The organism is Pseudoalteromonas pernae, assembly GCF_039831865.1.
Taxonomy (GTDB): Bacteria; Pseudomonadota; Gammaproteobacteria; order Enterobacterales; family Alteromonadaceae; genus Pseudoalteromonas; species Pseudoalteromonas pernae.
Map to the genome: position 1 here is coordinate 437,519 of NZ_JBDODM010000004.1, position 26,373 is coordinate 463,891.

Here is a 26,373-nt window from a genome sequence, read left to right on the forward strand (position 1 = left end):
ATCAAGGTTAATAGAGCATGAACTAGCCAATAGGTAGGGAGACTGTGATACATACCCCTTCATCGGCTTCTAAATTCTGCGCTCTAATCTTACCGCGGTGAAAATCGACAATGAGGCGCGCAATGTACAGCCCAAGACCTAGATGAGGTTGTTGCTGTTTATCTTGTCCTCGCACCGACACCATAGAGTCGAATATATGGTCTCCAATCTCTTGCGGCAGCCTTGGTCCGAGATTGCTAATAGCCAATACCGCCTGACCTTGGTGCTCAGTTAAAGATACACAAATCGCGGTGCCTTGCTGCGCAAACTCCAGAGCATTGTTAATCAACTTATCCAACAACTGTGCAAAGAAATCCGCAGAGCCATTAACCGACATGGCGGTATCCTCAATTTTTACATCGAAAAGCGCGTTTGGGTAAGCGATGGCATATCCTTGCATGCAGCCTTGTACGACTTGGGTTAAATCATAGTTTTCTCGCGCTGCAGTGCTGATGCTTTGTTCTAAGCGAGTGGCTTCACTCATGGTGGTGATCAACTTATTTAGCCGCGCGACGCCCTCTTGCGCACGGGTTAGATACTTTTGTTGTTGAGGCTCTGTGGCAATGAGTTGTAAATTCTCTAGCGAGCTTCTTACTACGGTTACTGGTGTGCGTAGTTCATGAGATAAACGCGACGACATGTTCTCCAAGTAATGGGTATAACCACCGAGTCGATTCACTATGTTGGCGAAGCTGCGAGATAAGTCGCCGATTTCATCGCTGTCATTACTGATACTTAATTGTGAGCGCACTCGACCTTGTTCATCAATGGCTTGCTCGGCGCTGTCACGCAAACGGCGGATGCGCGATGAAATGCGCGAAGCAAAAAAGAATAAAGAGATGGTGCCAATAAGCATGACCGCGATGATCACGTTAAATAACTTTTCCAACGCTTTATTTCTGAGCGTACGTACACCGTTTGTAGTTTCTTCAGCAATTACAGCGCCAAGCACCTGATCGTTGCCCCAAATCGGGTAGGCAGCAGAGAGTATAACTGCTTTATTGTCAGGGGTGATGCGCCAATTAGATGCGGGTTCACCACGTAATGCGCTGGCAATATGATTACCTTGTAGTGCCGCCACATCATGTAAGATATCGAGAAACTCACTGGGTGGCTTAGTCAGTATTTGGTAATACAGTGGGTGTAAGAAGCGCTCTTCAAAACGTTGCCATAGGCCTTGCGTTTCTGTCTCTCTGAGGGAGCTTGCCCACACTCCATCAGCATGTTGTATTGTGCCTGATTGCGCCAACACGCGATGATGTTTATCTACTACCCAGATGCGACTGCCACTGTGTCCCATACCTTTAATGATTCGTTTAATCTCTGGTGAAGGAAGTAGCACGGTGCCAAGGGCATTAGCATCTTCTACGTTCGAGGTGGCCATTAAATGATGTTGCTGCTGGGTATCATCCCAATCGCTGATGGCGAATCCAAGCTTATTGCCGAGCATGCCCAACGGCATGCGTAATTCGATGTTATAGCCATCGATTGTGGGTTTAAAGTAACCCTGAATATCTGTGTAAGGAGTCAGACCGGGCAAAGCAAAAGCATTCACCCAACCTTCTTTGCGAGTGGCAATAATATAATTTTTTAGCTCGCCATCTGGGGTTTTAATGGCAATTTTTAAATGGTCATTTCTATCGACACTGAGCGCATTTTTCGGGCGTAGACGCAGCACATCGTCCTTCACTGCAAATACCGCATAAAGATGCTGGCCGTATTTCCCCACCATGTGTTTGAAAGATAAATCTTCAAGTGCATGTTTGTCGTCAGGAGTTTGTAAATACGCACCGTGATATTGCCACATCAGGCTTTCATAGGGCTGCCAATCACCTAATTCGCCATCTAGGCGGATGGCGTTATTGATATTATAGGCGTATAAATCGCGGCCCTTTTCGACCTTGTCTGTGAATTCACTGGCATTTTCAAATAACGCAGGGCGCTCGTGTAATGCGGTAGCTAGGGCTCGAGTGGTGCCGACTAAGGTTTTTTCCTGACCTTCACGTAGGTATTTTTCCATTTCCCATACATATTCGTAACCCAACCAAGGCAATACGAATAAAAAGCATGAAAGTAAAATGACTTTACTGCGTAACCCTAGCCCAAATCGCGACATCTATTTGATTTCCCAGCGATAGCCCATGCCATAGACGGTGTTGATACAGTCAAATGATGCATCAATTGTCTGAAATTTACGGCGAATGCGTTTCACATGCGAGGTGATGGTACTGTCATCAACATAAATTTTGGCGTCACTCATTAATTCATCGCGACTTTTCACATGCCCTGGGCGCTTCGCTAATGAATGCACCATCCAAAACTCTGTGACTGTCAAATCTACAGCTTGCCCTTGCCAACTTGCACGCAAGCGGTTGAGATTAAGCTCGAGTTTATCTTGCTCAATGATGTCATCATCATGTTCAGCCCCAGCACTTTGCGCTTCGACACGTCGGAATAAAGCACCGATACGTGCTGCTAAATGGGCCATGCTGATGTCTTTGGTTAAGTAATCATCGGCGCCCATGCGCAGGCCACATACGGTATCTATTTCACTGTCTCGTGCTGTAAGAAAGATGATCGGCAGCGTTTGCGAGCGCGCCCGCAAGCTTTGGCAAAGCATAAAGCCACCGTCGATTTCATGGCCTAAACCAATATCAACAATCGCAAGATCTGGCAGGCGTTCACTCAACGCTTTTTCAGCACTCGCTCTATCAGCAAATCCTTGGACGTCATATCCTTGATTTTGCAGCATCTCTACGTAATTTTCGCGGATAGCAGTTTCATCTTCTATGATGGCAATTCGTTTCATTTCATCGATTACAAAGTCAATTTGTTCACACTATAGCGAAATTAAGTGGCCTTGTGATGAACCACACAGCAATTGCCATAATTGATCATAATTAGCAGCCGAACGGCATTTTTATCCGTTGGGGGTGCGATGAGTTGCATCGGTACATATTGCTACATATATGCACAATTTTAGACATTTACTTGTACCCCTTGGTTTACAGGCTGTGTAGCCCCGCAGCTTGAGTTAAATGTCAGTTAACCTCTTTGTACCTACTGTTTACATCTTGTTTGCATGTGCTTAATGACATTACCCTCTCGGGCGGCAAAATAATTGCCATTTGCCTATTCAAGGGAACAAAAATGTCTAACAAGAAAAAACTACATAGCGTGGGCCGAAAAAGCTCAATTGCTATTTTAACTGCTATGTATGTGGCTGGGGGAGCCGCATCGGCTGCGCCGGGCTTTGAAAAAGCGCCGGGCGGTTCATTCTATACCCCGACTTTTACCGCTGAAGATCTACAGAAGTACAAAGAGTCGAAGTCAGCACCGTTGTTCGGTTCTGTTGAAAAGCTCAATGGTCATTATCAATCACAGCTACCAAAAGATGTATTCACACCTAAGTCGAATGCCTCGGGCAAGCAAGTTTACATCGTTCAGTTCGATGATGCTGCGGTCGTGAATTATCAAGGTGGTGTGCAAGGTTATGCGCCAACTGCTGTGACTACACCAAGAACTATGGTCGGTCGCTCACCGCTGAATGTAAATACGTCAGAAGTGCAGCAGTATCGTCGCTACTTACAAAATCAACAGGTTCAGGTTGTCTCTCAGGCACAATCACGTGGTGCTAGCATTCAAATGAAGCAACAGCTGACCCTAGCGAACAATGCGATGATTGTTGAAATGACGCAACAAGATGCCATGATCCTTGCTCAGCAAAGTGGTGTTAAGCGTATTACTGAAAACCGAATTTTTGAACTTCGCACCGACCGTGGCCCAGAATTTATTGGTGCAGATGCTTTGTGGAATGGTGAAGTGCCAGCTCCAGCATCTGCAGCAGCAATGAGTGTCAAAGGTGAGGGCATGGTTGTGGGTATCATTGATACAGGTATCAATACAGACCACATTGCTTTTGCCAGTGATGAAGAATATGCCAAGAGCAATCCATTCGGTGCCGGCGTGTTTGTGGGCGATTGCGTGGAAGAACCTACTCTATGTAATGACAAACTTATCGGTGTGCGTTCTTACCCAGAGATCACCGTCGCAAATACTGATTACCGATTTGGCTACCAAAATCGACGCGCAAAAAATGGTGAAGACTACAACGGTCACGGTTCACACACAGCGAGCACCACAGCGGGTAACACCTTAACAGACACGCCTTTGCAAACAGTAACCGGTGAAGTGACAAGTGATGGTGTAGATTTACCCTTCACGTTTGCACAAACCAGTGGTGTAGCGCCGCGTGCACACATTATCTCATACCAAGTATGTTGGCCTGGTAACGGTGGTGATTTGTACGCAGGTTGCCCAGAATCAGCCATTCTTTCTGCATTTGAAGATGCCATTGCCGATGGTGTTGATGCAATCAACTTCTCAATTGGTGGCGGCGAGTCTTTCCCTTGGGAAGATCCAATGGAACTGGCATTCTTAAGCGCGCGTAAAGCAGGTATTTCGGTTGCAGCAGCAGCGGGTAACTCAGGCCCATACTATATGAGTGCAGACCACACCTCACCTTGGGTGACAACTGTTGGTGCATCAACTCATGACCGAGAAATGTCTTTGGGTGACAAAACTATCAGTGATTTCCAAGGCACGCGAGCGCCATTTGCGGGTGAATATGCGGGTAAGAGCTTCTCAGGCGGTATTACCGGTGCTGTCGTACTTGCGGAAAACTATGATGACCCTAACCCAAGTGATGGCTATACAGCTGCAAGCTGTAACGTACCTTTCCCTGCGGGCACATTTACCACTGATCAAATTGTTGTTTGTGAGCGTGGCGACATCGCCCGTGTAGATAAAGCGAAGAACGTAGCAGCGGGTGGTGCAGGTGGTTTCATCTTACAAAACATCAGTTATAGCGATAATTTAGTTGCTGATAATTATGTGATCCCAGGTATCCACCTACCAGCGAATGCTCGTTTCAACATCCGCAACTGGGTTAACGCAAACCCTGTTGGCGAAGCGATTGCGACTATCGGTGATGCTGTGAATACTTACGAGCTTAACCCTGAAGCAGGCAATGAGCTTGCAGTGTTTAGCTCTATGGGGCCAAGTCGTTATATCAATAATCTAGTTCCTGATGTGACTGCACCAGGTGTTGATATTTACGCAGCAAACGCGGATGACCAACCATTTACACAAAATCCAACAGCGTCTGACTGGACTATGATGAGCGGCACCTCTATGGCGACTCCGCATGTAACAGGTGCGATGACGCTGCTTATGCAAATGCACCCTGATTGGAGCCCAGCTGAGATTCAATCTGCGCTTATGATGACCGCAAATAAAGTGCAGATCTTCAACGGTGTAGTCATGATTGACCCATACTACAACTTCATGGCTGGTGGCGGTGCAATTGATGTTGCTCAAGCTGCAAATGCTGGCCTAGTTATGGATGAAACCATCGAAAACTATGAGCAAGCAAACCCACGTAATGGTGGCTTGGTCGAGTGGTTGAACCTACCTAGTTTAGTAAATCAAGACTGTGAACTTGAGTGTTCATGGATGCGCACAGTTAAAGCCACTAAAGATGGCTCTTGGTCAGTATCTGGCTACGGCTGGGGTATTGAAGGTGAAGAGTTAGACAAAGGCGTTGAAGTTGTTGTAACACCTTCAAGCTTCACGCTAGCAGCTGGCGAAACGCAAGACGTTATGGTCACTATGAAGTTACCAAATGTCATTGAGCATAATGTAGACCCAACTGAGCCAGATGCACCATGGAGCAATGTGCTAAACAAGGATGCATGGTTCAACGGTAAAGTTGTGTTTAAAAACACCGACGGTAATTCACCTGACGCGCACTTCACAATGGTTGCAAAAAATAGCATTGATGAACTGCCACTATCGATGAACATTGATATGGCGCGTGCAAAAGCATCAGAGTCAATTATTGTTAACACTGATAGCTACAGTGAGTTCACACCGACTTATTATGGTGTTGTGAAACCAACTGAGGTAACAGCTAATATCCTCGGTGTAACACCGTATGTAACAAAAGATCGCGTAGAAAAAGGTTGGGATATTCAATCTATTACAGTACCAGAGGGCACTAAGCGCTTAATGGTTAAAGTTGCATCTACGGAACAAAAAACCGGTGTTGAAGACTTACTTGAACCGCGTTGGCAAGTGAAAAAAGCGCACTTAATTGTTGGCTATGATCACAACGAAAGCGGTTCGTTCATGGTATCTGATGAAGAAATTGCCGCGGATCCGCAAGCTCTAATTAAAGCGCTTCGTGAAGAAATGGTGTGTTATTCATCGTCTTCTGTAGAAGACAACTACTGCAACATCATCGACCCAGAGCCAGGCCAGTACTGGTTTGCGACTGCTGCGATGGCAGGTCTGCGCGACGAGCAGTATGAAACGGTGACTCATTACGCAGTTGTGGGTGAGCAGTACGATGGTTCGTTCTCTGTTTCAGCACCGCAGCAGCATAGTGGTAACGGTAACTATGAAATTGCTGTGAACTGGGATATGCCTGAGTCACAGCCTGGTGATGTGTACTATGGTGGCTTTGCTCTTGGTAACGCTGCCGGTGCTGAAGGCACATTAGGCTTTACTTCACTGAACTTAACTCGCGATGCTGAAGCAATTGCATTAGAAGTAAGTCAAGACACAGCGCGTGCTATGGACGTGATTGACGTCAATGTGAAGCTAAAAGCGAACTACGAAAGTAAACCGCGTGATTACAACATTGAGTTGGCTCTACCTGAAGGTATGCAATTGTGGTCAGAAACAATGACTTCAAACAATGAGCACGTTGCACAAAGCATTCAAGTGGAAGGAAACACTCTGACTATCGCAGGCACACAGGACGCTACTCGTAACGTTATGCGTGACTATGTGGTTACAAACAACATCACAGATGCAAGCTGCCGTACGCCGATGATTGATGAATATTCAACTGGTGGTTATATCGACCTTCAAGGTGAGTTCCGTCTTCAGCCTCTAGAAAGCTGGTATGTGGGTGATTCTCGTACCTACTTTGATGTGCCAATTGATTGGTTATTCTACAAGTCTGGCGCTAAGTTTGAAGTATACAATCAGCCAAATAACAACGAAGTGCGTATGCACCCAGTTGGCGCTATGCAGTTCACTCCACAGTGGTGGATGATGAGTGCACACCGTGGTCCGGGCTTCTTAACCGAAGCGATCGCACCTTTCTGGCGTGGTTCATTTGAAGTGGAATATCAGCGTCATCCGACGGATCCTAAAGGTCTAACTATCGCTACTCAATATGCTGAAGAGCGTCCAGATCTTGGTGATCTCGTGTTCATGGAATTTGACAATGTTAAAGACAAGAACACAGGTGAGACCTTTGACTATCAGGTAATTTTACGCAGCGGTATCGACGATCATGAAAACATGTACGAGATGATCTTTGCGTATGACAATCTAGGTGCAAACGTTGACGAAGGTACTATCTTTGTTGAAGGCGGCGACAGCACATATTCGACGCTTGCCGGCTTTAAAGATGGCGCTCTTGCAAATGTAGTTGGTTACAACGATTTGGGTAAAGTGCTTAAAGACGACCTTGTTATCTGTTTTGACTATGTAGGTCCAGAGCAAAGTGAAATCGCGCTGTCGTTTAAAGCGACTGTGAACCCAGAATCAGCTGGCACAACCAAAGCAATCACGATGAACTACAGCCTAGGTGGTGAAGTAGCTATGATGAGTCACGAAATTGCAGTGAACACCAACCTGAAAATGGCTGATATCGCGGATATGGAAGTAGATGAGAATGGCCGAATCGATGGTATCGAAGTCGCTGTTTTGGATGCTGACCAATCTCCAAATGAGTTGATTGTAAGTGGTGAAAATATCACGGCTGAAATTGACGGTATGAGCTTCAATCTGATCCCGAACGCTCACTTCCACGGTGACACTGAAGTAACCGTGACAGTGCGTGACAAGGCTTATACGTCGGATAGCGTATCGAAAACCTTCTTACTAAGCGTAGCGTCTGACGGTATTGAGTATGGTTGTACTGATGCAACGGCAACGAACTATGATGCCAATGCCAACACGGATGATGGTAGCTGCCAATATCCAGTGACAGTAACACCAGAGCCTGAAGTTGAGAAATCATCAAGCGGTAGCACAGGCATCTTCATGTTGCTTGGTTTACTAGGCCTGATGCAGGTTCGCCGTTCACGTGCGTAAGCATATGAGAGGTTAATCAACCTTTTCACATCCTAATCAAAGCCCCGTAATCGGGGCTTTTTCATTTTTAAAACTCACAAATAATGACGCACGGTTTGGCATTACATTGGTTCAAGGTACAATACGCGCAAATCAATACCTTAAATTGCGTATACCATGAAACTGTCTGTTGAAATTAGTAAGTACCCTCTGCACCAAGATTACATCCCCTTTATCAAAGATTTTATCGACCGTTTAAATGAACATGAGTCGTTAAAAGTCATCACCAACACGTTATCAACACAGATTTTTGGTGATTATGATGAGGTGATGGCAGTGCTGAGTGCTGAAATGAAGCGCTCCTATGAACGCTTTGGTAAAGCTATCTTTGTGTGTAAGTTTTTACACGGTGATTTGTCACCCCAAGACTAACTAGCATAGAGAATAGTTAATGGAAGCTCTTAACTCAGTACTATCTGGCTTTTCTGCAATGTCGATATGGGAATATCTGGCAGTAGCATTATCTATGGCCTATTTGCTTTTGGCGATGAGAGAAAACCTATGGTGCTGGCCCGCAGCATTTTTGAGCACTTTCATTTACACCGTGATGTATTGGAATGGCGCATTGTTGATGGAATCCTTGCTGCATTTCTATTACATGGGCATGGCGGTGTATGGCTGGTGGGCTTGGCGTTATGGAAAACAGCGAGTTGAAGAGCAGGGCATAACCAGCTACAGATTGAATACCCACGGGGTTTTAATTGGCGTTACTGCGTTAGTATCAATAGCAATCGGGTATGTTATGGATAATTACACCCACGCAGATTTTGCCTACTTGGATAGTTTTACAACCTGTTTTGCGATAGTTACGACTTACTTAGTCGCCCAAAAAGTACTCGAGAATTGGCTGTATTGGGTGGTTATCGATGCCGCCTCACTTTACTTGTATGTGGCTAAAGGCTATTACCCAACCGCAGTGTTATTTGTTTTCTATACGGTTATGGCGGTGGCCGGTTATGTGCGTTGGCGTCAACAGTATCAGCAAAAAATGCATGGAAGTGAGGCATATGCCTGAGTCGGTCGCTCGCATCAGGGAGATAGTGCATGCATTTAATCCTGATATTCACATTGAACAAATCACGTTCTTGCCACAGGGCGTGAGCAATGAAAACTATCGTGTTGATACGCCTAATAACACGTGGTTAGTGAAGCTATATGCTAAACCTCTGCCCAATAATGCGATTGCCGCGCAGCGCGCATTAGCGGCGTTGGGGGCATGTCCTGAACCTGTGCATGTTGATGATGCACATCGCTGCGCCATCTTTGCGTACTTGCCAGGCGCCATGCCTGGTGAGTTCGACCACCAACAAGCGGTGCAAAAGCTGGTGCAGATCCATACCTTTACTCGTTCAGGGAGTAAGCTTGACTTGCATGCAGAGCTTGCCGGTTATGAGAAAGAAGTCTTTTATCGTCCTTATGCTGAGCAACTTGAGCAGGTTGTTACGCAGACGCACGCAAAACAGCAAGATTGGTGTTTTTGTCACAATGATCTAATCAAAGAAAATATTATTTCATATCGCCAGCAGTGGTGCTGTATCGATTTTGAATATGCGCAAGTGGGCGATCGCTACTTTGACTTAGCCATGCTTACTTTGAGTTTTAAGCTGGCTGAACAACAGCAACAGTTATTGTTTGAACACTATTTCAATGAAATGAATTTGGAAGGGGACTGGCAAAAGTTCATCGCCATGCAAAAGCTGGTGGCAGCGTTGAATTATTTTTGGTATCAGCGCCAAGGCGTTCACCAACGCGTTGATGATGCCAAGGCCCAGTTAGATGCCTTGCTAGGCTAGATGCCACCCAAGCGCTGGGCGAGCTCTTTATATTTTTCTACATCACCTTTTTCAAACATCGGATCGCCGTTGTCATCTTTGCTGCGCGCGATCAACAAGTGCTCTCTTGCTAGACGCTTTACGCGCTCAACTTTTACGTCCAAATAGTCGGCAACTTGTTCAGAGGTCATTAGATCCATTGAGGGGCTCCACACAGAGTTAAGAATTTAATTAAAGCCCATCATAGCCAGATTGTCACAAATAATACAAAAGAATGTTTTTTACAATTATCTGTTTTCAATAGAGTTACAGTATTTCTACTGTTTATCAGCCGCAACAATAGCGCGATATTTTTGCTCATAATGGCGCCAGTATCCAACAGAGCGAGTATTCAAAGGCTGGCGAATTTGCAACTTACTGGCAGTGGCGCAGGCGCTCGGTGTGGCGTAAAAATCTAAGCAGTCTTGTTGATAGGGTAAATCACAAAACGCATACAGATGGCGCATTGTTTGCTCCCCCTCACTGACTAACTCTTCATAACTTTGCAGAACCACTTGTTCGGGGTATTTCGCCGCAAAGTGCTTGGCCAAGTCGAGGTAATCATCATAAAACGCGGCGATGTGCTCAAGCTTAAATGCATAATGATGAAAGGGGCTTTGTACTTGATAGAGCTGGCGCATATTGGCCATGCAGCAGTCTTCTTTGTTACGCACCATCAAAATAATTTTGGCTTTTGGAAATGCACTGAGGATGAAGTCGATATAGTAAAAGTTGAATGGCTGTTTATCGCAACCGCGCGGTGCATTCATTTTCAACGCGTGATAGCGAACGTGATAACTTTGCGCCAGCGCTGATGCTGGTGCATGAGCCGCGCCATTGACAATCTCAGGTGTGAGCACCGCAGGGGTTTGTATCTGGCTTAATCTTTTGACACTTTGGGCAATGTCATTGAGCTCACCGAGCGAGGCTAGTTGCGCACTTTGACAGAGAATTTTATCGACTAAGGTAGTGCCTGAGCGGGGCATGCCCGCGATAAAAACTGGGGCTGATTGGTTGTCACTTGGCGTTAGAGACGGTAGGGATTTTACCTGTTGGCAAAAGTCTCGGTGTCTTTGGGGATTAAACTGAACACGTCTTTCCACAGCTTGTTTACTCTTTGTGAACGCGTCAAAGGCGTCGTCGAAGCGTGATAGTTTCTCAAGCTCCAATGCTAACGCATGGTGCAGGTGCTGTTGTGCAATCGGGTGCGTTTGTGTTGCTAATAAGGTGTTGAGCTGTTGGGTGTGAGCTGTGGCTTGTTCGGCGTCAGCATGCTCTGCATAGATGAAATGCGCGCGATAGTTAGCAGGGTTTATTTGTATAGCTTGTTGCAATAACGACATGGCTTGCTCGGGCTTTGCCATAATCGCGTAACTAATTGCTGCATTTACATTAATATCTGCATTACCAGGTGCTTGCGTCACCGCTTGTACATGATATTGATGGGCTTTAACGTAGTTCCCAAGACGGGAATAGAGATTGGCTAACGTGTCTAATGCCACAGCGTCATTAAGCGGCAGCGCATCCAAATCAATAAGTAGTTGCGTACAGTCAGCGACATTACCTATCAGATATAAATACTTCGCTTTTGCCAACAGGTATTCACTATTTCGGTGCTCATTGAGGGCCTTGTCGATGAGCTTGAGCGCTTTGTTTAAATCACCGACATGCGCATTCACTTGTGCCAATAAGAACCATGCTTCATGGTGTGCTGGGTTTTTCTGTAGTTCAGTAACCAGCAGCGCATGGGCTTGCTGAACTTGGTTGTTCGCCAGTCGCGTGGCAATGTGCTGTGCAAGTGTTGAGGCGCTCATTGGGGCTGCTGTATTTGCTCAGGTAGTAGCTCAATCATATCGTTTTTTGAGCCTTAATGCAGGCGATAAAAAGGGCAGTCAATGCTGCCCTTTAACGGTGTGAACTGAGGTTACAGTTCAAAGTTATAGGTGAACTTCACACCCACAGTACGTGGCGTTGTAATGAAGTGACCGTATACACGTTGTAGCTCTGGTAGCGCACGGTTCTGGTCATCAAAGCGCGCATTGCCAGCCCACGACTGATCACGGCGTGTTGAAGTAAACGCGTACTTATCGAATAAGTTGTTTACGTACACGGTTGCAGACCACATATCACCAGATACTTTTGCTGATAGGTTGCTAAGCGCATAACCTGGCAATACTTCGCCGTCGGCCTTTAAGCCTACTTTGGTGTACACATCGCTCTGCGCTGTTATACCGTAGTTTACGTTTAGGTATTTATCACCAAAGATTTCACTTTCGTAGCCAATACCCATTGATGCTTGATGTTCAGGTGAGCCAGGTAAGCGGTCTCCATCAGCACCGCTGTAGTAAGGCTGCATTTGTGCAATTTCTTCAGGGCTATATCCGTCATCTTCAGTGAATACATCAAACAGTGCCGGCGCATCTTCTGTGAGCTCTGCCTTTGCATACGAGTAAGTCGCGTACATAGTCCAGTTGTCGCCCAAAATAGCACGAGTTGATAGTTCAATACCTTGAGAGCGTGCAGAGCCTGCATTCGAGGTAATGATTTCTTGGCCATTCACCGTTGTAGACTGAATCTGTGCATCATCCCAATCTACGCTAAATAACGCCGCATTGAGGTGTAACTTATTACCAAACCAGGTTGATTTAATACCCAACTCATAGTTGGTTGTCGTATCCGGGGTGTAAGCTAGCTCATTCGGTAACGCACACACAATTTGTTGGTCAGGCAATACCTCAGGACATGACTCCAATCCGTTACTGCCACCGATACGGAAACCTTCACTGATGGTGAAGTAGCTCACCATGCCATTGTCGAAGGTGTAATTAGCGTTCAATTTGAACAAGCTACCGTCGTCTTCAGCTGAGGTACTCTCTAGCGCAACATCGTTTCGCGAAGAGTAGAGTATGTCGTCATAAACATCGTACAGCGGTGTTGCTGAACCGGATAACGAGTCGATTTCATATTCATAAAAACGCGCGCCCACAGTAACATTAAACTGATCGGTAAAGGCGTATCCTACTTCACCGAATAGGGCCATTTCTGTCGTTTCAGATTCTGCGATTGCGATGTACTCAAGATCTGGCTCAATATTTGGGATATCGCTGCCGTAATCAAAGTTATCAAAACCTGGCGCGTACTCACGGTCGTCTGATTTGCTATCAAACTTATTGTAGTAACCACCTACAATCCAGTTCCATGGGCCGTCATGGCTAGATACTAAACGCAGTTCTTGAGTGAAGCTGTCTTGGTCGCTGGTGTCTTTGGTAAAACCAACGAATGCAGGGAAGCTCGCGTAGCCACTCCAAATATCGTACAGCAAATCGGTTTGGTCACGTTGACCTTCTTGCTCGTAGTTAGACCAACCTGATGCCGAAACCAATTCTGCAAAACCGAGGTCTGCTTTTAGTTCAAGGCTAAGTAGTTCATCAACTTGCTCATTAGGCTCTTCTACACGATACGCAGAGTCGTATTTACCGACCAAGTCGTGTATCGGGTTTTCTTCACTGATACTGCCGTATTGGGTAATTGAGTTACCGCCGTGTTCTTGCTTTTGATAGAAGTAGTTAAGCGTACCTTCGAAAGTTTCAGTTGGTGCCCAGCGCAGCGATAAACGCGCTGTTGTAATGTCTTCATCATTGGCATCTTTTACTTGCTTCAAATTAGCCGCAACTTCATCTGCATTCGACCAATCAGGGTCTGGCAAAGATACGCCAGGCTCACGCACAACAAAGTTGTAATCCATATAACCTGGGTTGTGATAGTGATTCACGCTCGCGCGCAAAGCCAGTTCATCTTCGATAAGTGGAGTGTTAAACACAAAACCCGCTTCACCACCCATGCTGTCACTTTCGGACAGTGAGAATAGGTCGCCAGTGATTTGTCCTTCGGTGATGTCTAGTTCTGGTGCGTTAAGCATGTAACGTATTGCGCCGCCCAAGGTGCCTGCACCGTAAAGTGTACCTTGTGGACCAATCAGTACTTCTACACGCTCAACATCTGTAAGGCGTAGATTGATATTTAGCGGAATTTCACCAAGATAGGTTGCTACTGTACCACTGTCTGATGCGCGCTCAGATGAGTTGGTATTAAGACCACGTACAATAATTGGTGAACCTTCGCGGCCACCTTGATCAGTGATAGTTAGGCCAGGTACCCAGCGTGCAACATCTTCAAGCTGTGCAATGTTTTGGTCCTTCATCACGTCAGAGTCCATCGCGGTGATGTTCAGCGGTGCTTCTTGTGCTGAGCCACTGCGGCGAGTAGCGGTAATTTGAATGACCTCTAGAGATTTTTGTTTTTTAACCTCTGGCGCCGCTTCTTCTGCAGCAGCGGTATTGAACAAGCTACTAGCAACAGCTGCTGCCAGTAATGTTGGCTTGAATTTATGCATGTTTAGATGACCCTGTATTCAGTTGTAGCAAAGTTGTGTTTTATTAAAGAATCACGTTAATAAAGTATTTACAACCCCCTGATTTGGGCGAAGAAATTAATATGCATCTTCGTTGCTTTTCTATGCTGTTTTTGTGAAAAACAGTGAATTTTCGTGCAAAAAAAGATAAGTGAAATTTATTAAAGCATTCTTATCATCTATTTCGTTTACCTATATTGGAGATTTCCGTTTAGAAAACCGAAATAGAAAAAGTGATTTACGAGTGAATAATCATCTCAACAAATACACTTAAAGTGAATTTTGATGCAATTATATAGAATTTAAATTCATTGGCTACAGTCTTGTGGTTAAAATTGTGTGGTTATTTTGTGTGTTTATGGTTAATTTTGTTTGGGGTGTCATTTTTGTGCATAAATTCTGCGATTTTTGACTCTTTGACAGAGTTGTCCGCCCTTAATATGGAGGTTTAAAATTGCTAAGAGGGAATGAGTTGCTGAAATAATCGCCATACGATCGAGCGGGGCTAGTATTTAGCAGGTGATGTTATTACTATACAGTCTGTCTGCTCGCAGACGTCGTTTGCTCTCGTGGTGAAATGGATATCACGTGGCCCTCCGGAGGCTAAGTTGCAGGTTCGATCCCTGCCGAGAGCGCCATTGGCACTTTCCCTGTATTCTCCTATCTCGTTTCTTGCCTTTATGACTCTGCTTGTCGTGATTTTAAGCTGAGCTTGGCTCGTTTGTTCAAGGTGCAGAACGTTTCTACACCTCTTATATTGATGTGCGCGTCTACAGCCACTTTTTCATTTTGAAGAACACACCAATCACACCAGTTAATACCAATAAGGAAATAACAAATGTGGTAAATGCAGTGTCCGATTCAGTGCCGGGGATGCCGCCTATGTTGACGCCAAGTAACCCGGTTAAAAAGCCCAGCGGTAAGAACAAGGCTGCGACAATCGACATCACATACATGCGCTTATTCAATTGATCAGAGACCAATCCCGTTACCTCCTGTTGAATGATTTGCGCGCGTTCGATATTCAAATCCAGCTCTTCAAGATAGCGAACTAGATGGTTTATTGTTTCATGTACGCGCGAACTATCTTCATCTTTTAACCAAGACGGTTGTTCGCTTATCAAAGTGCGCAGCGCATCTTTTTGTGGGCGAATATATCTTTTTAAACCAATGGTTTGGCGGCGAACTTGCGATAATGCATTGTGGTCATGTTGTTTTGCATGCGTATCAACATCTTCTTCGAATTGGTCGAGTTGATCTTCTAGGTTGTCTAACACGTCTTGCATGCGTGAGGTTAAATTTTCACTTAACTGACACACTAATGATGATGCATCTTTTGGTCCCTTTGCTTGGCGCAATGATTCCGCTAGTGCGCTGACAGAGAGTAACCTTCTGTGACGGGTCGAAACAATAAGGTGCTCTTGCACGCATAAGCGAATCGATACCATGTCATCGGGCGTTTGTTCAGGGTTGAGGTTTACTCCGCGTAAAAACATCAAGGTACAGTCGCCATCAGCAACCACGCGTGGGCGAGTTTCATCCGCTGTGAGCGACTGAAACGCGAAATCACTAATCGCCACACTTTTTAAGTAGTCAGCTGCGTCCTCTAATTGATAATCAAGATGTAACCACAGCAATCCATCTTCTTTTTTCCAATCCCGTACCTGCTCAGGACTGTTTAATTCTTTTGTAACTCCACCTTGGCCGTTTAAAACCAAAGCATGGATTAATGCACTCATTGGAGTAATCACTTTTTATTGACACGAATTTCTTCTATCCTTGACTACAAGTTCGTGAAGATCAATCAATTATGTTAATCGACGCGAGAAATTTAATTCACTTTCCTTTGCAGTGGATTACCGTATAAAGCGGATTTTTATTAACTAGCTCCACTTCGGAGCACTGATCCGGTAGCCGTTATGGACAAGAAAATACTAGTAGGTTGGCGTGAGTGGCTCGCGTTACCTGATTTAGGCATTGAGCAAATTAAGGCGAAAGTAGATACAGGTGCAAGAACTTCATGTATTCATGCATTTAAAGTCGAACCCTATATGCAAGAAGGTGAAAAGTGGGTAAGATTTTGGGTACACCCGAATCAAGAAGATGTTGAAACCGAGATCCAGTGCACTGCAAAAGTAAAAGATGAGCGTACAGTGACAGACTCAGGTGGTCACAGTGAGATGCGCTACGTTATTGAGACAACCTTGACTATCCATGGTCAACAGTGGCCAATCGAAGCAACACTGACCAACCGAGATACCATGAAATTTAGAATGTTACTCGGTCGCACAGCAATGGCTGGTCGCATAATCGTAGATCCAGAGCTCTCACACCAAACAAAGTTATAAGGATAGCTATGAAAATTGGTATTTTATCGCGTAACCGAAACTTATATTCGACACGCCGCCTAATTGAAGCCGCGGAGCAGCGTGGCCATGAAGTGCAGGTGCTAGATGCGTTACGCTGTTACATGAATATTAATTCTGAGGAGCCAGAGATCCACTTTAAGGGTGAGAAGCTCGAAGAATTCAACGCCATCATTCCGCGTATTGGGGCGTCTGTCACTTTTTATGGTTGCTCGGTTTTACGACAGTTTGAAATGATGGGTGTATACCCAGTCAACGAATCAGTAGCAATCACTCGTTCACGCGATAAATTACGTTCATTACAGCTGCTTTCTCGTAAAGGCGTGGGCATGCCAGTAACAGGTTTTGCATCGAAGCCGGATGACGTTAAAGACTTACTGGAAATGGTAGGTGGCGCACCTGTTGTTATTAAGTTACTCGAAGGTACGCAAGGTATTGGTGTAGTGCTAGCTGAAACACGCAAAGCGGCAGAGAGTGTTATCGAAGCATTTATGGGCCTAAAAGCCAACATCATGGTGCAAGAGTACATTAAAGAAGCGGGCGGTGCGGATATTCGTTGCTTCGTAATTGGTGACAAGGTAATTGCAGCGATGAAACGCCAAGCACAAGAAGGTGAATTCCGTTCAAACCTTCACCGTGGTGGCAGTGCTAGCCTTGTTCGTATTACCCCAGAAGAGCGTAAAACAGCGGTGGCAGCAGCTAAAGCGATGGGCCTAAATGTAGCGGGTGTTGACTTGCTTCGCTCTGAGCGCGGACCTTTGGTTATGGAAGTAAACTCATCACCGGGCCTTGAAGGGATTGAAGTAGCAACGGGTAAAGACATTGCCAGTATGATCATTCAATTCATTGAAAAAACAGCGAAAGCCAAAAGGACACGCACCCGTGGCAAGGGCTAAAAAAGCAAATACTTTTACTATCCTCTCGGAGCAAATAGCTCCGGGAGAAAGACGTACATTTGAATTAGAAGCGGCTAAGCTTTATACCCATTCACCTTTGACCATTAATATGGAAGTCGTTAATGGGGTTGAACCTGGACCGACCTTGCTTGTGTGTGCGGCGATTCATGGCGATGAACTCAACGGTGTTGAAATTATACGTCAAACCTTAGCCAAGGTTGATCCCAACAAGTTACGGGGTACTTTAATAGCGGTACCTGTGGTCAATGTATTTGGTTTTATCCATAAATCGCGATATTTGCCGGATAGACGAGACTTAAACCGCAGTTTCCCAGGCTCAATACGCGGCTCAGTCGCAGGGCGTATGGCGTACACCTTCTTCAATGAGGTAGCCGTGCTGTGTAGCCATATTATTGATTTACACACAGGTGCGATTCATCGTACTAACTTGCCGCAAATTCGCGCTGATCTTAGCAGTGAAGAAACGGCTAAAATGGCGAATGCCTTTGGTACTCCAGCGGTGATTAATGCTTCATTGCGTAATGGTTCACTGCGCTCAGAAGCGGCTGCTCATGGTATTCCTGTTATAACGTACGAGGCTGGTGAAGCCTTGCGTTTTGACCCAATTGCCATCGCTGCAGGTGTGCAAGGCGTTGAGAACGTGATGCGTAAATTGCGGATGATGCGCGGTAAGCGAGTGCGTAAACAGCCTGAGCCTGTGATTGCATCGGCTACCAGTTGGATTCGTGCAGATATCGACGGCATTATTCGCGCCCAAGTCTCCTTAGGTGAGCGTGTCAGTAAGGGGCAGGTGCTCGCTTACATTAATAGCCCACTCGGTGACACCGAGTGCAGCATTATTGCACCGCGCAGCGGTATTGTGATTGGCCAACAAACACTGCCTTTGGTGAATGAAGGGGACGCGGTGTTCCACTTGGCATATTTTGCACATGCAAACTCGATAGTGGAACAGCAGCTTGAGAACTTTATCGATGAAATAAGCGATATCGAAGATGAGCTTAAAACTGCTGAGCTCAATAACTAGTGTGAGTGACATAAAAAAATAAGCGCATAATGCGCTTATTTTTTTGGACCGATAATTTTGCGAATGGGTTTGACCTTTAGCGGTGGTTTGTTCAAAACCATCACCGGTCGAGTGACAAATAAATTATTAGGGTAGAGCACCTTATGGCCATCAATGTGCTCCAGAACCACGTTCATAAAGCCCATTTCAACGATACGCCCTTCAACGAAATTTGCGCCATCGATAACTTTAACCCAGTAGCCAACGCGACAATCATTTTGCACGAACATCAGTAAGAACGATGTGAGGTTGGAAAGCAGTGACCAACCTGCAAATAGCGCCACGCCCAGCATGGCAAATAAGCTTGAACCTATAACTAAAAGGCCACGTAATTCGATCCCCCAAAAGACTAACAATAGGCACAGCAAAACAAATGCGAGTAAGACTTTTAGAAGAAATTGAGCACGCTGTTTGCGGTGGGGATCAACGCGGCCGCGTACCGTGCGATTAAATATTTTAATCTGCAAACGCACTAGCAGTGGGAACAAAATGATCACTGTAAGTGTGACCACCCATTTATAATTTTGTGTAACTAAATCCAGTAGTGACACCGATATTCCTGTATCAAAATAAGTTGTAATTGAAGTTGCTGTATACCATGTTAATAGCGCTCAACCAACTAGTTCAGAACGATTTTTTAACTGTTACTAGCCATTGCAGGGGGTCGACATCATCTGGCCGGTTCAGGGGCCTTGCGACATCTAAATGAATCACTGTTCCTGCATTTGCGCGACTTGGCGCAAGTCTCAAACCAACCCCAAAATTATGGCGAAAGTGAGTCGTGTTGTTGTTATGTTGCCACGCTTGCCCTGCATCATAAAATGCAGCACCACCGACCCTAAAGAGTTGCCACAAGTTATACTCCCAATAATAGCGCTTCTCAGCGCTGAACAGCGCTCGGCGATCGCCTTGTTGATAGTGATGTGGGTATCCACGTAACCCTGAATCACCTCCCAAGGTTAACTGTTTGTCTGCGGTTAGCCCCTCAGCGGCATCCATTTGTGCTTTAAAATACCAAGATTGGGCATCTGAGGTGTTATAAAAGTATTCAGCATGAGTGCCAAAAATAAGGTTTTCGGCTTTCATGCCATCCTCGAGCAAGGAGCCATTGATTCCTACCGACCAGCGCCACAAGCTTTGCTGACTTATGTAATGGCTGCGCGCGACATTCAACCTAACAACATAGCGGCTTTGATCATCGCTCAGCGATTCAGGTGAGTAACCGAACAAGGTATTAACTTGCCAACCTAGATTGAGGTCTTCTGTTCGTGTGATGGAATCAATGTTGTGTACTTTTACATACTCATCCTGCAGCCATTGTGCGCTGATATAAGGGTATGAGAGGGTACGTTCGTCAGCCAAAGGCAAGGTGGTGTCGTAGCGCTCGTAAAAGCGTTCTTTGTGATAGCGATAACCAAAGATTAAACGTTGAGTCCAATTCTTAGCCGGCCGGCTGGAAAAGCCATAGAAAATGTCGCTGGTCGTGGTGTGGGCAGAAAATTCACTGATCTCTTCACCTTTGTCGTAAAGCTTTTCGCTTCGGCGATTGCTACCATTTGCAAACCCATAACTGTTCTGCGTTGATAAAGCGTAAAAAGGGTGAACGAGTGATACCCAGTGGCGCTTACCATCATCATTATCAGCATATTCAAGACGACTACGATAGCGACTGCCCAATACATTTGGGTCATCGTAGACCAACTCATAGCCACTGCGTTCTTCATCATTGGTTCGTACCAGTGATAAACGCTTGCCCCAGCCTAAAAAGTTGCTATCGCGAAAGCCAAAGGTTGAACTATTTTCTCCCCCTCTGCGGCTGAAGCTGATTTCAGGAAGTAAGGTCCATAACTCGCGGGTTTCAACGGTAACATCAACGCTACCATCACACAGTTTTTGCGCATAGATTTTAGCATCGTAGAGGTAACCTTGCTCGCGCAGCAGTCGCTCAGATTCTTTTAAGGTCTCTGGGGAGTATGAATCACCTTGTGCGAACAAGAGAATATTTTCGAGCACGCCAGGCTCGGTCATGACATGCATTCTATTGGCTAGGCGAAACAGCCAGTTGTCTTCTTTTGGGTTGTCGGTATCAAAAATGTTATGGCGAATGAAGTGCACAGAACGTATGGTGCTATTTGCATCAGGCTCTGGCAGCGGGGAAGTGTCCGCTAGCTGACGGGATAATAAAGTCGGTTGTGTTGCGTTGGTTGAGTCATTGTTGCAACCACTTCCAGCCGCTTGGGCTTGCCCAAGGAGTACTGCTGAAAGTCCAACAATTACAACCAATTGCTTCATTTATCTCACTATTTAGGTCAGCTCCGATACTTAAAGTCTACAGTACTATGAGTTAACTTGCGTTTAAATAGTATGTTAATTTTTCAAGAAGGTTTTGCGACTCAACGCCGGTAGGGGATATCCAAATGTTGTCGCCATAATGTTCAAAGTGCAGCTCAAACGGGCATTGCTCGTAGCTAAAACGCAATAGGTGGCGATCTGCACCTTGCTCAAATTCGCCAATCGTAATTTCCTCTTTGAGGAGGAAAATGCGACCCCAAAAATCAAATTCATCGGCATCGGGCACAATATCCGGGGTAATGATGATTACTTTATATTCTCGGTCTAGACTTAGTGTAGTCACCTTAACTCTCTCTATGTATATGAAATATAGTTACTTCATGATTTTTATATTGGCGCTGCCTTGTGCTGCTGCAGAGCAACTAGTGAAACGCTGCCAAGGCTGTCATGGGCTTGATGGTGTTGCCAGCGCTGAAAAAACACCGAACTTGAAAGGACAGCATCGCGCGTATTTGTTGCAGCAGTTGCAGGATTACAAAGCGCGCAAACGTCGCCATGCGATTATGTCAGCTATTGCATCTTCGCTCACGCAGCAACAAATCGAACAGCTTGCCGATTATTATGGCGAACCTCACGTGCAGGAAATAGAAGCCGCTGACTATTCCGCAGATAAATAGTTACGGATTAATGTCATAAAAGCGCCACCGTATTTACTGAGTTTGGTGAAACCAACACCGGATACTTTTAAAAACTCGGTGTCGTTGGTCGGCATTAATTGCGCCATTTCCGCCAAGGTTTTGTCATTGAAGACTACATATGGCGGCACATCATCTTCATCAGCTAACTGTTTGCGCAGAGCGCGTAGTTTTGCAAATAGCTTCTTGTCGTAATTAAATTGCGCCAGCTTGTCTTGGTAAACGTGTTTTGCTTGCAAGCGAGGCTCGGCCAATTGCAATCGGTATTCACCTTTTAAAACAGGGCGAGCAGCTTCGGTGAGGCGTAGTACGGAACCAAGGGTAATATCTTGATGCAATAATCCCTGGTGCACGAGTTGACGCAAGATACTGAGCCAAAACTCACTGCTGTGCTCTTTGCCAATGCCGTAGGTGCTGAGGTTATGGTGGTCCATATCGCGAATACGTTGGGTATTGGCTCCTCGCAACACTTCAACGATATACCCCAAGCCAAAGCGTTGGCCTGCCCGGTACACGCATGAAAGTGCTTGTTGTGCCACGGTCGTGCCGTCGAATTGTTGTGGTGGATTCAAGCAGATATCGCAGTTACCACAAGCTTCACGCTGATATTCACTGAAGTAATTGAGCAGGATTTGACGGCGGCAAGTCTGAGCTTGGGCAAAGTTTGCCATGGCGTTGAAGCGTTGCTCTTCGACTAAGCGGCGTTGCTCATCTTCAATGTCTTCAAAAAAACGTCTTACTCGAGGAACATCTGCGGGATCAAAATACATGATTGCTTCAGCGGCCAAACCGTCGCGCCCAGCACGACCTGTTTCTTGGTAGTAAGACTCAATGTTTTTGGGAATGTCGTAATGCACCACAAAGCGCACGTTGAGCTTGTTAATGCCCATTCCAAAAGCGACCGTCGCCACAACGATTTGAATATCATCTTTGGCGAAGGCGTTATGCACAAAGTGCCGTGACTCGTTGCTCATACCTGCATGATAGCCAGCAACGTTGAAACCCGACTCGCTAAGTTTTTGCGCTAAGTCATCCACTCGCTTGCGGCTCGTGCAGTAAATAATTCCGCTTTGGCCACTTTGACCGCGCAAGTAACGTAGTAACTGAGCGAATGGTTTAAATTTTTCTTCTATCGTGTAGCGAATATTGGGTCTGTCAAAGCTACCAATGTGAACATATGGGGAGCGCAGACCAAGCTGATTTACGATATCGACACGAGTGGCGCTGTCAGCTGTGGCTGTGAGTGCCATCATTGGTACATGAGCAAAACGCTGTTTCAACTCGCTTAGACGGAAATAATGCGGGCGAAAATCATGGCCCCAATGCGACACGCAGTGCGCTTCGTCAACGGCAATAAGACTAAGTTGGATATAAGTCAGGCGCTCTAAAAATTCATATTGGAGTGCTTTTTCTGGCGCCACATACAAGAGCTTAAGCTCACCATCATTAAGTTGCTGATAAACCAACTGTTGCTCTTCGCGTGACAAAGAATTGTTGATGTAAGCCGCTTTAACGCCTTGTGTATTAAGCTGCGCAACTTGATCTTGCATCAAGGAAATAAGTGGAGAAATGACTAAAGTCACGCCACTCATTAGCATGGCAGGTACTTGATAACACAGTGATTTACCACCACCAGTTGGCATTAGTACGAGCGCATCTTGGGCTCCCAGCACGGCGTTAATCACCTGCTGTTGTCCCTCTCTAAATTGGCTGTAACCAAAGACATCCTCAAGGATCTGCTCTGGTGTTTGCTCGTTAAATAATGCGGATACACTGCTCATGGCGGGCTATTTTAGAGGCTTTTAATAACCTTGTCTGCACTTGATATGGCAATCAGGTAACTTTGCTTAAAAACTAATCTCGGGGTAGGATTAACTGCTCATACCAGTTGGAGGCGATGCCATGGATAAAACACTCGCATACAATCAATTAGCTCAAGTATTTGCGAAGATGCCCTTTAATCAATTGCTCGGAATCAGCATCACTGAACTCAACAGTGAATCGGCTAAGATTTCCATGCCATGGCAAGAGCAGCTCATTGGCAATCCTCAACAACGTATCTTACATGGCGGCGTGATCTCAACGTTACTCGATACTGTTGGCGGTCTGCTCGCCGCAGCCTCAGTGGTTGATAAAGTCGCGGACGATGCAGCGCACACTCTACAGTCTCGATTAGCCACGTTAGGAACCATAGATTTACGTACTGATTATTTGCGCCCGGGTAAGGGGGAGCGATTTAGTGCCAGTGCGGTATTAATACGCTCGGGAAATAAGGTTTGCGTGTGTCGGATGGAATTGCACAATGATCAAGGGGTGCAAATCGCATTTGGAACAGGAACCTATTTGGTGGGGTAGATTCTCCACTTTTCGCTGTTACTGCGCCTCGCTTCTTAATGCACTTTGGGTATAAAATAGCTTTTTACTTCTAAGTGATTGTTTCTATGTCGTCTGATCCTCAAGCCAAGAAGGGTATGCTCTTTGCTGCTCTGGCTTTTGTTATGTGGGGTGTCGCACCCATTTACTTCAAGCAACTTTTACATGTACCAGCGCTGGAGATTCTTACTCACCGAGTGATTTGGTCCGTCCTATTTCTGGCTGTGATCGTGGGTATTCTGAAGCAATGGCATAAGGTGCAGTTTATTCTTGGCAAACCTAAATACCTAGTATTGTTGGTATTGAGTGCTTCGATACTTGGCTTTAATTGGGGCCTGTTTATTTGGGCTGTTAACAATGACCATATGCTCGACGCTAGCCTTGGTTATTACATCAATCCGCTACTCAACGTCCTCTTAGGGGTGACATTTTTACACGAGCGCTTACGCAAATGGCAAATGATTGCTGTTGCATTGGCGGCCACTGGCGTTGCGATTCAAGTGATCAGCTTTGGCTCTTTCCCTACAGTGGCATTTGCTTTGGCGGGATCGTTTGCGATTTATGGCTTAATTCGTAAGAAAATGCCGGTGGAGTCTTTACCGGGATTGTTACTTGAGGCCTTCATTCTATTGCCAGCGGCCTTGTTGTATTGGTACTTTTCAGCGCCAACCATGAGTTCGGACATGGCCGATAATAATTGGCAATTAAATTTGTTGCTTATTAGTGCGGGTATCGTTACCACATTACCTTTACTTTGCTTTACTGCCGCTGCTAAGCGTTTGCAGTACAGCACCATAGGTATCTTCCAATACATTGGCCCAAGCTTGATGTTCCTACTTGCAGTGCTTCTGTATGGTGAAGCCTTTGATATGGAACGTGTGGTCACGTTCGCGTGTATCTGGACTGCATTAGTTATTTTCACTTGGGATTCATGGCGCTTCAGTCGTCGTCAAGTTGTCGCATAACTATTTGGTCGCGGCCTTGAGATTTAGCTTGATACATGGCTTTATCTGCAGCGGTGAGTAGACGGTCGAGGTCATAGCTGTGGGCCTCGATCAAACCAACCGACACACTGATCGAAAATGTGTTTGTCGCAGAGGTTACACAGCGGGTGCGCAATTCATCGCGAAATGCCATCAAGCTCTTGTATGCTTCTTGGTAGCGCCCATGTTTAAATAGCAGTGCGAATTCTTCTCCTCCCATTCGGGCAGTGAAATGCTCATTAAAGTGTTTGATGAATAAAGCGGCGAAATACTTGAGTGCCTCGTCACCGCCGTCGTGCCCATAACTATCGTTAATGTCTTTAAAATGGTCGATGTCTAACATGGCGACGCAAATACTGCGCTTATGTTTTGCACAATGCTTCAGAAACTTTTGTCCGCTTGTGAAAAAGTGTCTTCGGTTGGCAAGGTTGGTTAAATCATCATGATTTGCTTGCTGGCGGACTTTTTCAAACTGCTCAACCAAATCCATGTTCTGATTTATGCGGCAATAGAACTCTTCTTCATTAAATGGCTTGGTGAGGTAATCGTTGGCGCCATTTTTTAGAAAACGGCTACTTAAATGAGAGTTTGCGGTACTGGACACACCAATAATGACCTTTTCTTCTGGGGTGTAACGCTCACGAACTTTAGCGCATAACTCATTGCCGTTCATATTAGGCATTTCGCTGTCGGTGACGATGATTTTGATATCGCTGTTGAGCTCTAGCTTTTTCAAAGCGTCCAATCCGTCTTCGGCGATTTCGACTTGGTAGAGTTGGCGTTTTAGTAAGTTTGCAAGGTACTCTCGCGTTGTTCGCGAATCATCAACAACCAGTACAGTCGTTTTTTCGTTACGCGGTAAGCTGGCCAGTCTTTTCTCCAGGTAATGATAAGACTGCCTATTTTCTTTGGTGATGTACTCAACAATGGGTTTTTCGTTGATACTACTGTGTACATCATCGTTGAGCTGCGCCGTCATAACAATGCAGGGTATCTGTTGTGAAATGATGTAGTCGATGGCTTCACCGTTGCCGGCGTCTGGAAGAATGTAATCAACCACGGCGCAGTAATAGGTGTGTTCTTGGCAAAGGGTTTTTGCGTGTGCGAGGGACACGGCAAGGTCTACTTCGTACCCTGCGCGCTGCGCTATCAGGGTCTGTAGTTTTGCAATCGTAGGGGTATCTTCAACTAACAGTAAACGCTGTGGCATAT

At 45.7% G+C, this 26,373-nt stretch carries 21 protein-coding genes and 1 tRNA gene; 11 read left to right on the forward strand and 11 right to left on the reverse strand.

What is annotated here, in order from left to right; genetic code table 11:
- Positions 1 to 22: 22 nt before the first annotated feature.
- The gene (pdsS, locus tag V1358_RS12280; protein ID WP_347393713.1) at positions 23 to 2,155 is read right to left on the reverse strand and encodes a proteobacterial dedicated sortase system histidine kinase; all 2,133 of its coding nucleotides are present in this window, start codon (positions 2,153 to 2,155) and stop codon (positions 23 to 25) included.
- On the reverse strand, positions 2,156 to 2,848 hold the full coding sequence (gene pdsR, locus V1358_RS12285) for a proteobacterial dedicated sortase system response regulator (protein WP_347393714.1): 693 nt from the start codon (positions 2,846 to 2,848) through the stop codon (positions 2,156 to 2,158).
- Positions 2,849 to 3,189: 341 nt separating this feature from the next.
- Between pdsR and V1358_RS12290 the strand changes: the two genes are divergently transcribed.
- The 4 genes from V1358_RS12290 (at position 3,190) to V1358_RS12305 (ending at position 10,043) form a co-directional block, all read left to right on the forward strand.
- Positions 3,190 to 8,211, forward strand: a complete 5,022-nt coding sequence (locus V1358_RS12290; protein ID WP_347393715.1) for a S8 family serine peptidase — start codon at positions 3,190 to 3,192, stop codon at positions 8,209 to 8,211.
- A 156-nt stretch (positions 8,212 to 8,367) separates the two neighbouring features.
- Positions 8,368 to 8,622, forward strand: coding sequence for a YkoF family thiamine/hydroxymethylpyrimidine-binding protein (locus V1358_RS12295; protein WP_347391555.1), 255 nt, complete (start codon positions 8,368 to 8,370; stop codon positions 8,620 to 8,622).
- 19 nt (positions 8,623 to 8,641) lie between these two features.
- The gene (pnuC, locus tag V1358_RS12300) at positions 8,642 to 9,265 is read left to right on the forward strand and encodes a nicotinamide riboside transporter PnuC (RefSeq protein ID WP_347391554.1); all 624 of its coding nucleotides are present in this window, start codon (positions 8,642 to 8,644) and stop codon (positions 9,263 to 9,265) included.
- Positions 9,258 to 10,043, forward strand: coding sequence for a phosphotransferase (locus tag V1358_RS12305; RefSeq protein WP_347393716.1), 786 nt, complete (start codon positions 9,258 to 9,260; stop codon positions 10,041 to 10,043). The genes pnuC and V1358_RS12305 overlap by 8 nt, the downstream gene beginning before the upstream one ends.
- On the opposite strand, the gene V1358_RS12310 is transcribed toward V1358_RS12305, so the two are convergent.
- The 3 genes from V1358_RS12310 to V1358_RS12320 form a co-directional block, all read right to left on the reverse strand.
- On the reverse strand, positions 10,040 to 10,237 hold the full coding sequence (locus V1358_RS12310) for a helix-turn-helix domain-containing protein (RefSeq protein WP_347393717.1): 198 nt from the start codon (positions 10,235 to 10,237) through the stop codon (positions 10,040 to 10,042). The two genes, V1358_RS12305 and V1358_RS12310, sit on opposite strands and share 4 nt — an antisense overlap.
- Positions 10,238 to 10,339: 102 nt before the next feature.
- The gene (locus tag V1358_RS12315) at positions 10,340 to 11,875 is read right to left on the reverse strand and encodes a tetratricopeptide repeat-containing sulfotransferase family protein (protein ID WP_347393718.1); all 1,536 of its coding nucleotides are present in this window, start codon (positions 11,873 to 11,875) and stop codon (positions 10,340 to 10,342) included.
- Positions 11,876 to 11,985: 110 nt separating this feature from the next.
- On the reverse strand, positions 11,986 to 14,454 hold the full coding sequence (locus V1358_RS12320) for a TonB-dependent receptor (protein ID WP_347393719.1): 2,469 nt from the start codon (positions 14,452 to 14,454) through the stop codon (positions 11,986 to 11,988).
- Between the two features lie 581 nt (positions 14,455 to 15,035).
- Between V1358_RS12320 and V1358_RS12325 the strand changes: the two genes are divergently transcribed.
- Positions 15,036 to 15,110 (forward strand) — tRNA-Arg (locus tag V1358_RS12325).
- A gap of 132 nt (positions 15,111 to 15,242) precedes the next feature.
- On the opposite strand, the gene V1358_RS12330 is transcribed toward V1358_RS12325, so the two are convergent.
- Complete coding sequence (locus V1358_RS12330; RefSeq protein ID WP_347393720.1) at positions 15,243 to 16,211, reverse strand: zinc transporter ZntB; 969 nt, start codon at positions 16,209 to 16,211, stop codon at positions 15,243 to 15,245.
- Positions 16,212 to 16,391: 180 nt separating this feature from the next.
- On the opposite strand from V1358_RS12330, the gene V1358_RS12335 reads away from it, so the two are divergent.
- Genes V1358_RS12335 through V1358_RS12345 form a run of 3 tightly spaced genes read left to right on the forward strand, consistent with a single transcriptional unit; the run spans position 16,392 to position 18,779 of the window.
- Positions 16,392 to 16,820, forward strand: a complete 429-nt coding sequence (locus V1358_RS12335; protein ID WP_347393721.1) for an ATP-dependent zinc protease family protein — start codon at positions 16,392 to 16,394, stop codon at positions 16,818 to 16,820.
- Positions 16,821 to 16,828: 8 nt separating this feature from the next.
- Entirely contained in the window at positions 16,829 to 17,734 is a 906-nt protein-coding gene (rimK, locus tag V1358_RS12340) for a 30S ribosomal protein S6--L-glutamate ligase (RefSeq protein ID WP_347392040.1), read from the forward strand.
- Positions 17,721 to 18,779, forward strand: a complete 1,059-nt coding sequence (locus tag V1358_RS12345) for a succinylglutamate desuccinylase/aspartoacylase family protein (RefSeq protein WP_347392039.1) — start codon at positions 17,721 to 17,723, stop codon at positions 18,777 to 18,779. Before rimK ends, V1358_RS12345 begins: the two co-directional genes overlap by 14 nt.
- 35 nt (positions 18,780 to 18,814) lie before the next feature.
- On the opposite strand, the gene V1358_RS12350 is transcribed toward V1358_RS12345, so the two are convergent.
- The 3 genes from V1358_RS12350 to V1358_RS12360 all read right to left on the reverse strand — a co-directional run bounded on the left by V1358_RS12350 (position 18,815) and on the right by V1358_RS12360 (position 21,453).
- On the reverse strand, positions 18,815 to 19,369 hold the full coding sequence (locus tag V1358_RS12350) for a mechanosensitive ion channel domain-containing protein (RefSeq protein ID WP_347392038.1): 555 nt from the start codon (positions 19,367 to 19,369) through the stop codon (positions 18,815 to 18,817).
- Between the two features lie 73 nt (positions 19,370 to 19,442).
- Positions 19,443 to 21,110: a POTRA domain-containing protein gene (locus V1358_RS12355; RefSeq protein WP_347392037.1), complete on the reverse strand. Its 1,668-nt coding sequence runs from the start codon at positions 21,108 to 21,110 to the stop codon at positions 19,443 to 19,445.
- Between the two features lie 52 nt (positions 21,111 to 21,162).
- Positions 21,163 to 21,453: a DUF3630 family protein gene (locus V1358_RS12360; RefSeq protein WP_347393722.1), complete on the reverse strand. Its 291-nt coding sequence runs from the start codon at positions 21,451 to 21,453 to the stop codon at positions 21,163 to 21,165.
- Between the two features lie 37 nt (positions 21,454 to 21,490).
- Here V1358_RS12360 and V1358_RS12365 point away from each other — a divergent pair, with 37 nt between their 5' ends.
- Positions 21,491 to 21,787: a c-type cytochrome gene (locus V1358_RS12365; RefSeq protein ID WP_347393723.1), complete on the forward strand. Its 297-nt coding sequence runs from the start codon at positions 21,491 to 21,493 to the stop codon at positions 21,785 to 21,787.
- On the opposite strand, the gene recQ is transcribed toward V1358_RS12365, so the two are convergent.
- The gene (recQ, locus tag V1358_RS12370; RefSeq protein WP_347393724.1) at positions 21,769 to 23,586 is read right to left on the reverse strand and encodes a DNA helicase RecQ; all 1,818 of its coding nucleotides are present in this window, start codon (positions 23,584 to 23,586) and stop codon (positions 21,769 to 21,771) included. The two genes, V1358_RS12365 and recQ, sit on opposite strands and share 19 nt — an antisense overlap.
- Before the next feature lie 121 nt (positions 23,587 to 23,707).
- On the opposite strand from recQ, the gene V1358_RS12375 reads away from it, so the two are divergent.
- Positions 23,708 to 24,160 carry a thioesterase family protein gene (locus V1358_RS12375; protein ID WP_347392033.1) on the forward strand — a complete coding sequence of 151 codons (453 nt, stop codon included), beginning with the start codon at positions 23,708 to 23,710 and terminating at the stop codon, positions 24,158 to 24,160.
- 86 nt (positions 24,161 to 24,246) lie between these two features.
- Positions 24,247 to 25,143 carry an EamA family transporter RarD gene (gene rarD, locus V1358_RS12380; RefSeq protein ID WP_347392032.1) on the forward strand — a complete coding sequence of 299 codons (897 nt, stop codon included), beginning with the start codon at positions 24,247 to 24,249 and terminating at the stop codon, positions 25,141 to 25,143.
- Here the strand turns inward: rarD and V1358_RS12385 are convergent.
- On the reverse strand, positions 25,118 to 26,371 hold the full coding sequence (locus V1358_RS12385) for a GGDEF domain-containing response regulator (RefSeq protein WP_347393725.1): 1,254 nt from the start codon (positions 26,369 to 26,371) through the stop codon (positions 25,118 to 25,120). The genes rarD and V1358_RS12385 overlap by 26 nt on opposite strands.
- Positions 26,372 to 26,373: the final 2 nt, after the last annotated feature.

Excerpts from the sequence above, each read along its gene's own strand:
- pdsS (WP_347393713.1), bottom strand. The coding sequence starts at position 2,155 with ATGTCGCGATTTGGGCTAGGGTTACGCAGTAAAGTCATTTTACTTTCA.
- pdsR (WP_347393714.1), bottom strand. The coding sequence starts at position 2,848 with ATGAAACGAATTGCCATCATAGAAGATGAAACTGCTATCCGCGAAAAT.
- V1358_RS12290 (WP_347393715.1), top strand. The coding sequence starts at position 3,190 with ATGTCTAACAAGAAAAAACTACATAGCGTGGGCCGAAAAAGCTCAATT.
- V1358_RS12295 (WP_347391555.1), top strand. The coding sequence starts at position 8,368 with ATGAAACTGTCTGTTGAAATTAGTAAGTACCCTCTGCACCAAGATTAC.
- pnuC (WP_347391554.1), top strand. The coding sequence starts at position 8,642 with ATGGAAGCTCTTAACTCAGTACTATCTGGCTTTTCTGCAATGTCGATA.
- V1358_RS12305 (WP_347393716.1), top strand. The coding sequence starts at position 9,258 with ATGCCTGAGTCGGTCGCTCGCATCAGGGAGATAGTGCATGCATTTAAT.
- V1358_RS12315 (WP_347393718.1), bottom strand. The coding sequence starts at position 11,875 with ATGAGCGCCTCAACACTTGCACAGCACATTGCCACGCGACTGGCGAAC.
- V1358_RS12320 (WP_347393719.1), bottom strand. The coding sequence starts at position 14,454 with ATGCATAAATTCAAGCCAACATTACTGGCAGCAGCTGTTGCTAGTAGC.
- V1358_RS12330 (WP_347393720.1), bottom strand. The coding sequence starts at position 16,211 with ATGAGTGCATTAATCCATGCTTTGGTTTTAAACGGCCAAGGTGGAGTT.
- V1358_RS12335 (WP_347393721.1), top strand. The coding sequence starts at position 16,392 with ATGGACAAGAAAATACTAGTAGGTTGGCGTGAGTGGCTCGCGTTACCT.
- rimK (WP_347392040.1), top strand. The coding sequence starts at position 16,829 with ATGAAAATTGGTATTTTATCGCGTAACCGAAACTTATATTCGACACGC.
- V1358_RS12355 (WP_347392037.1), bottom strand. The coding sequence starts at position 21,110 with ATGAAGCAATTGGTTGTAATTGTTGGACTTTCAGCAGTACTCCTTGGG.
- V1358_RS12365 (WP_347393723.1), top strand. The coding sequence starts at position 21,491 with ATGATTTTTATATTGGCGCTGCCTTGTGCTGCTGCAGAGCAACTAGTG.
- recQ (WP_347393724.1), bottom strand. The coding sequence starts at position 23,586 with ATGAGCAGTGTATCCGCATTATTTAACGAGCAAACACCAGAGCAGATC.
- V1358_RS12375 (WP_347392033.1), top strand. The coding sequence starts at position 23,708 with ATGGATAAAACACTCGCATACAATCAATTAGCTCAAGTATTTGCGAAG.
- rarD (WP_347392032.1), top strand. The coding sequence starts at position 24,247 with ATGTCGTCTGATCCTCAAGCCAAGAAGGGTATGCTCTTTGCTGCTCTG.
- V1358_RS12385 (WP_347393725.1), bottom strand. The coding sequence starts at position 26,371 with ATGCCACAGCGTTTACTGTTAGTTGAAGATACCCCTACGATTGCAAAA.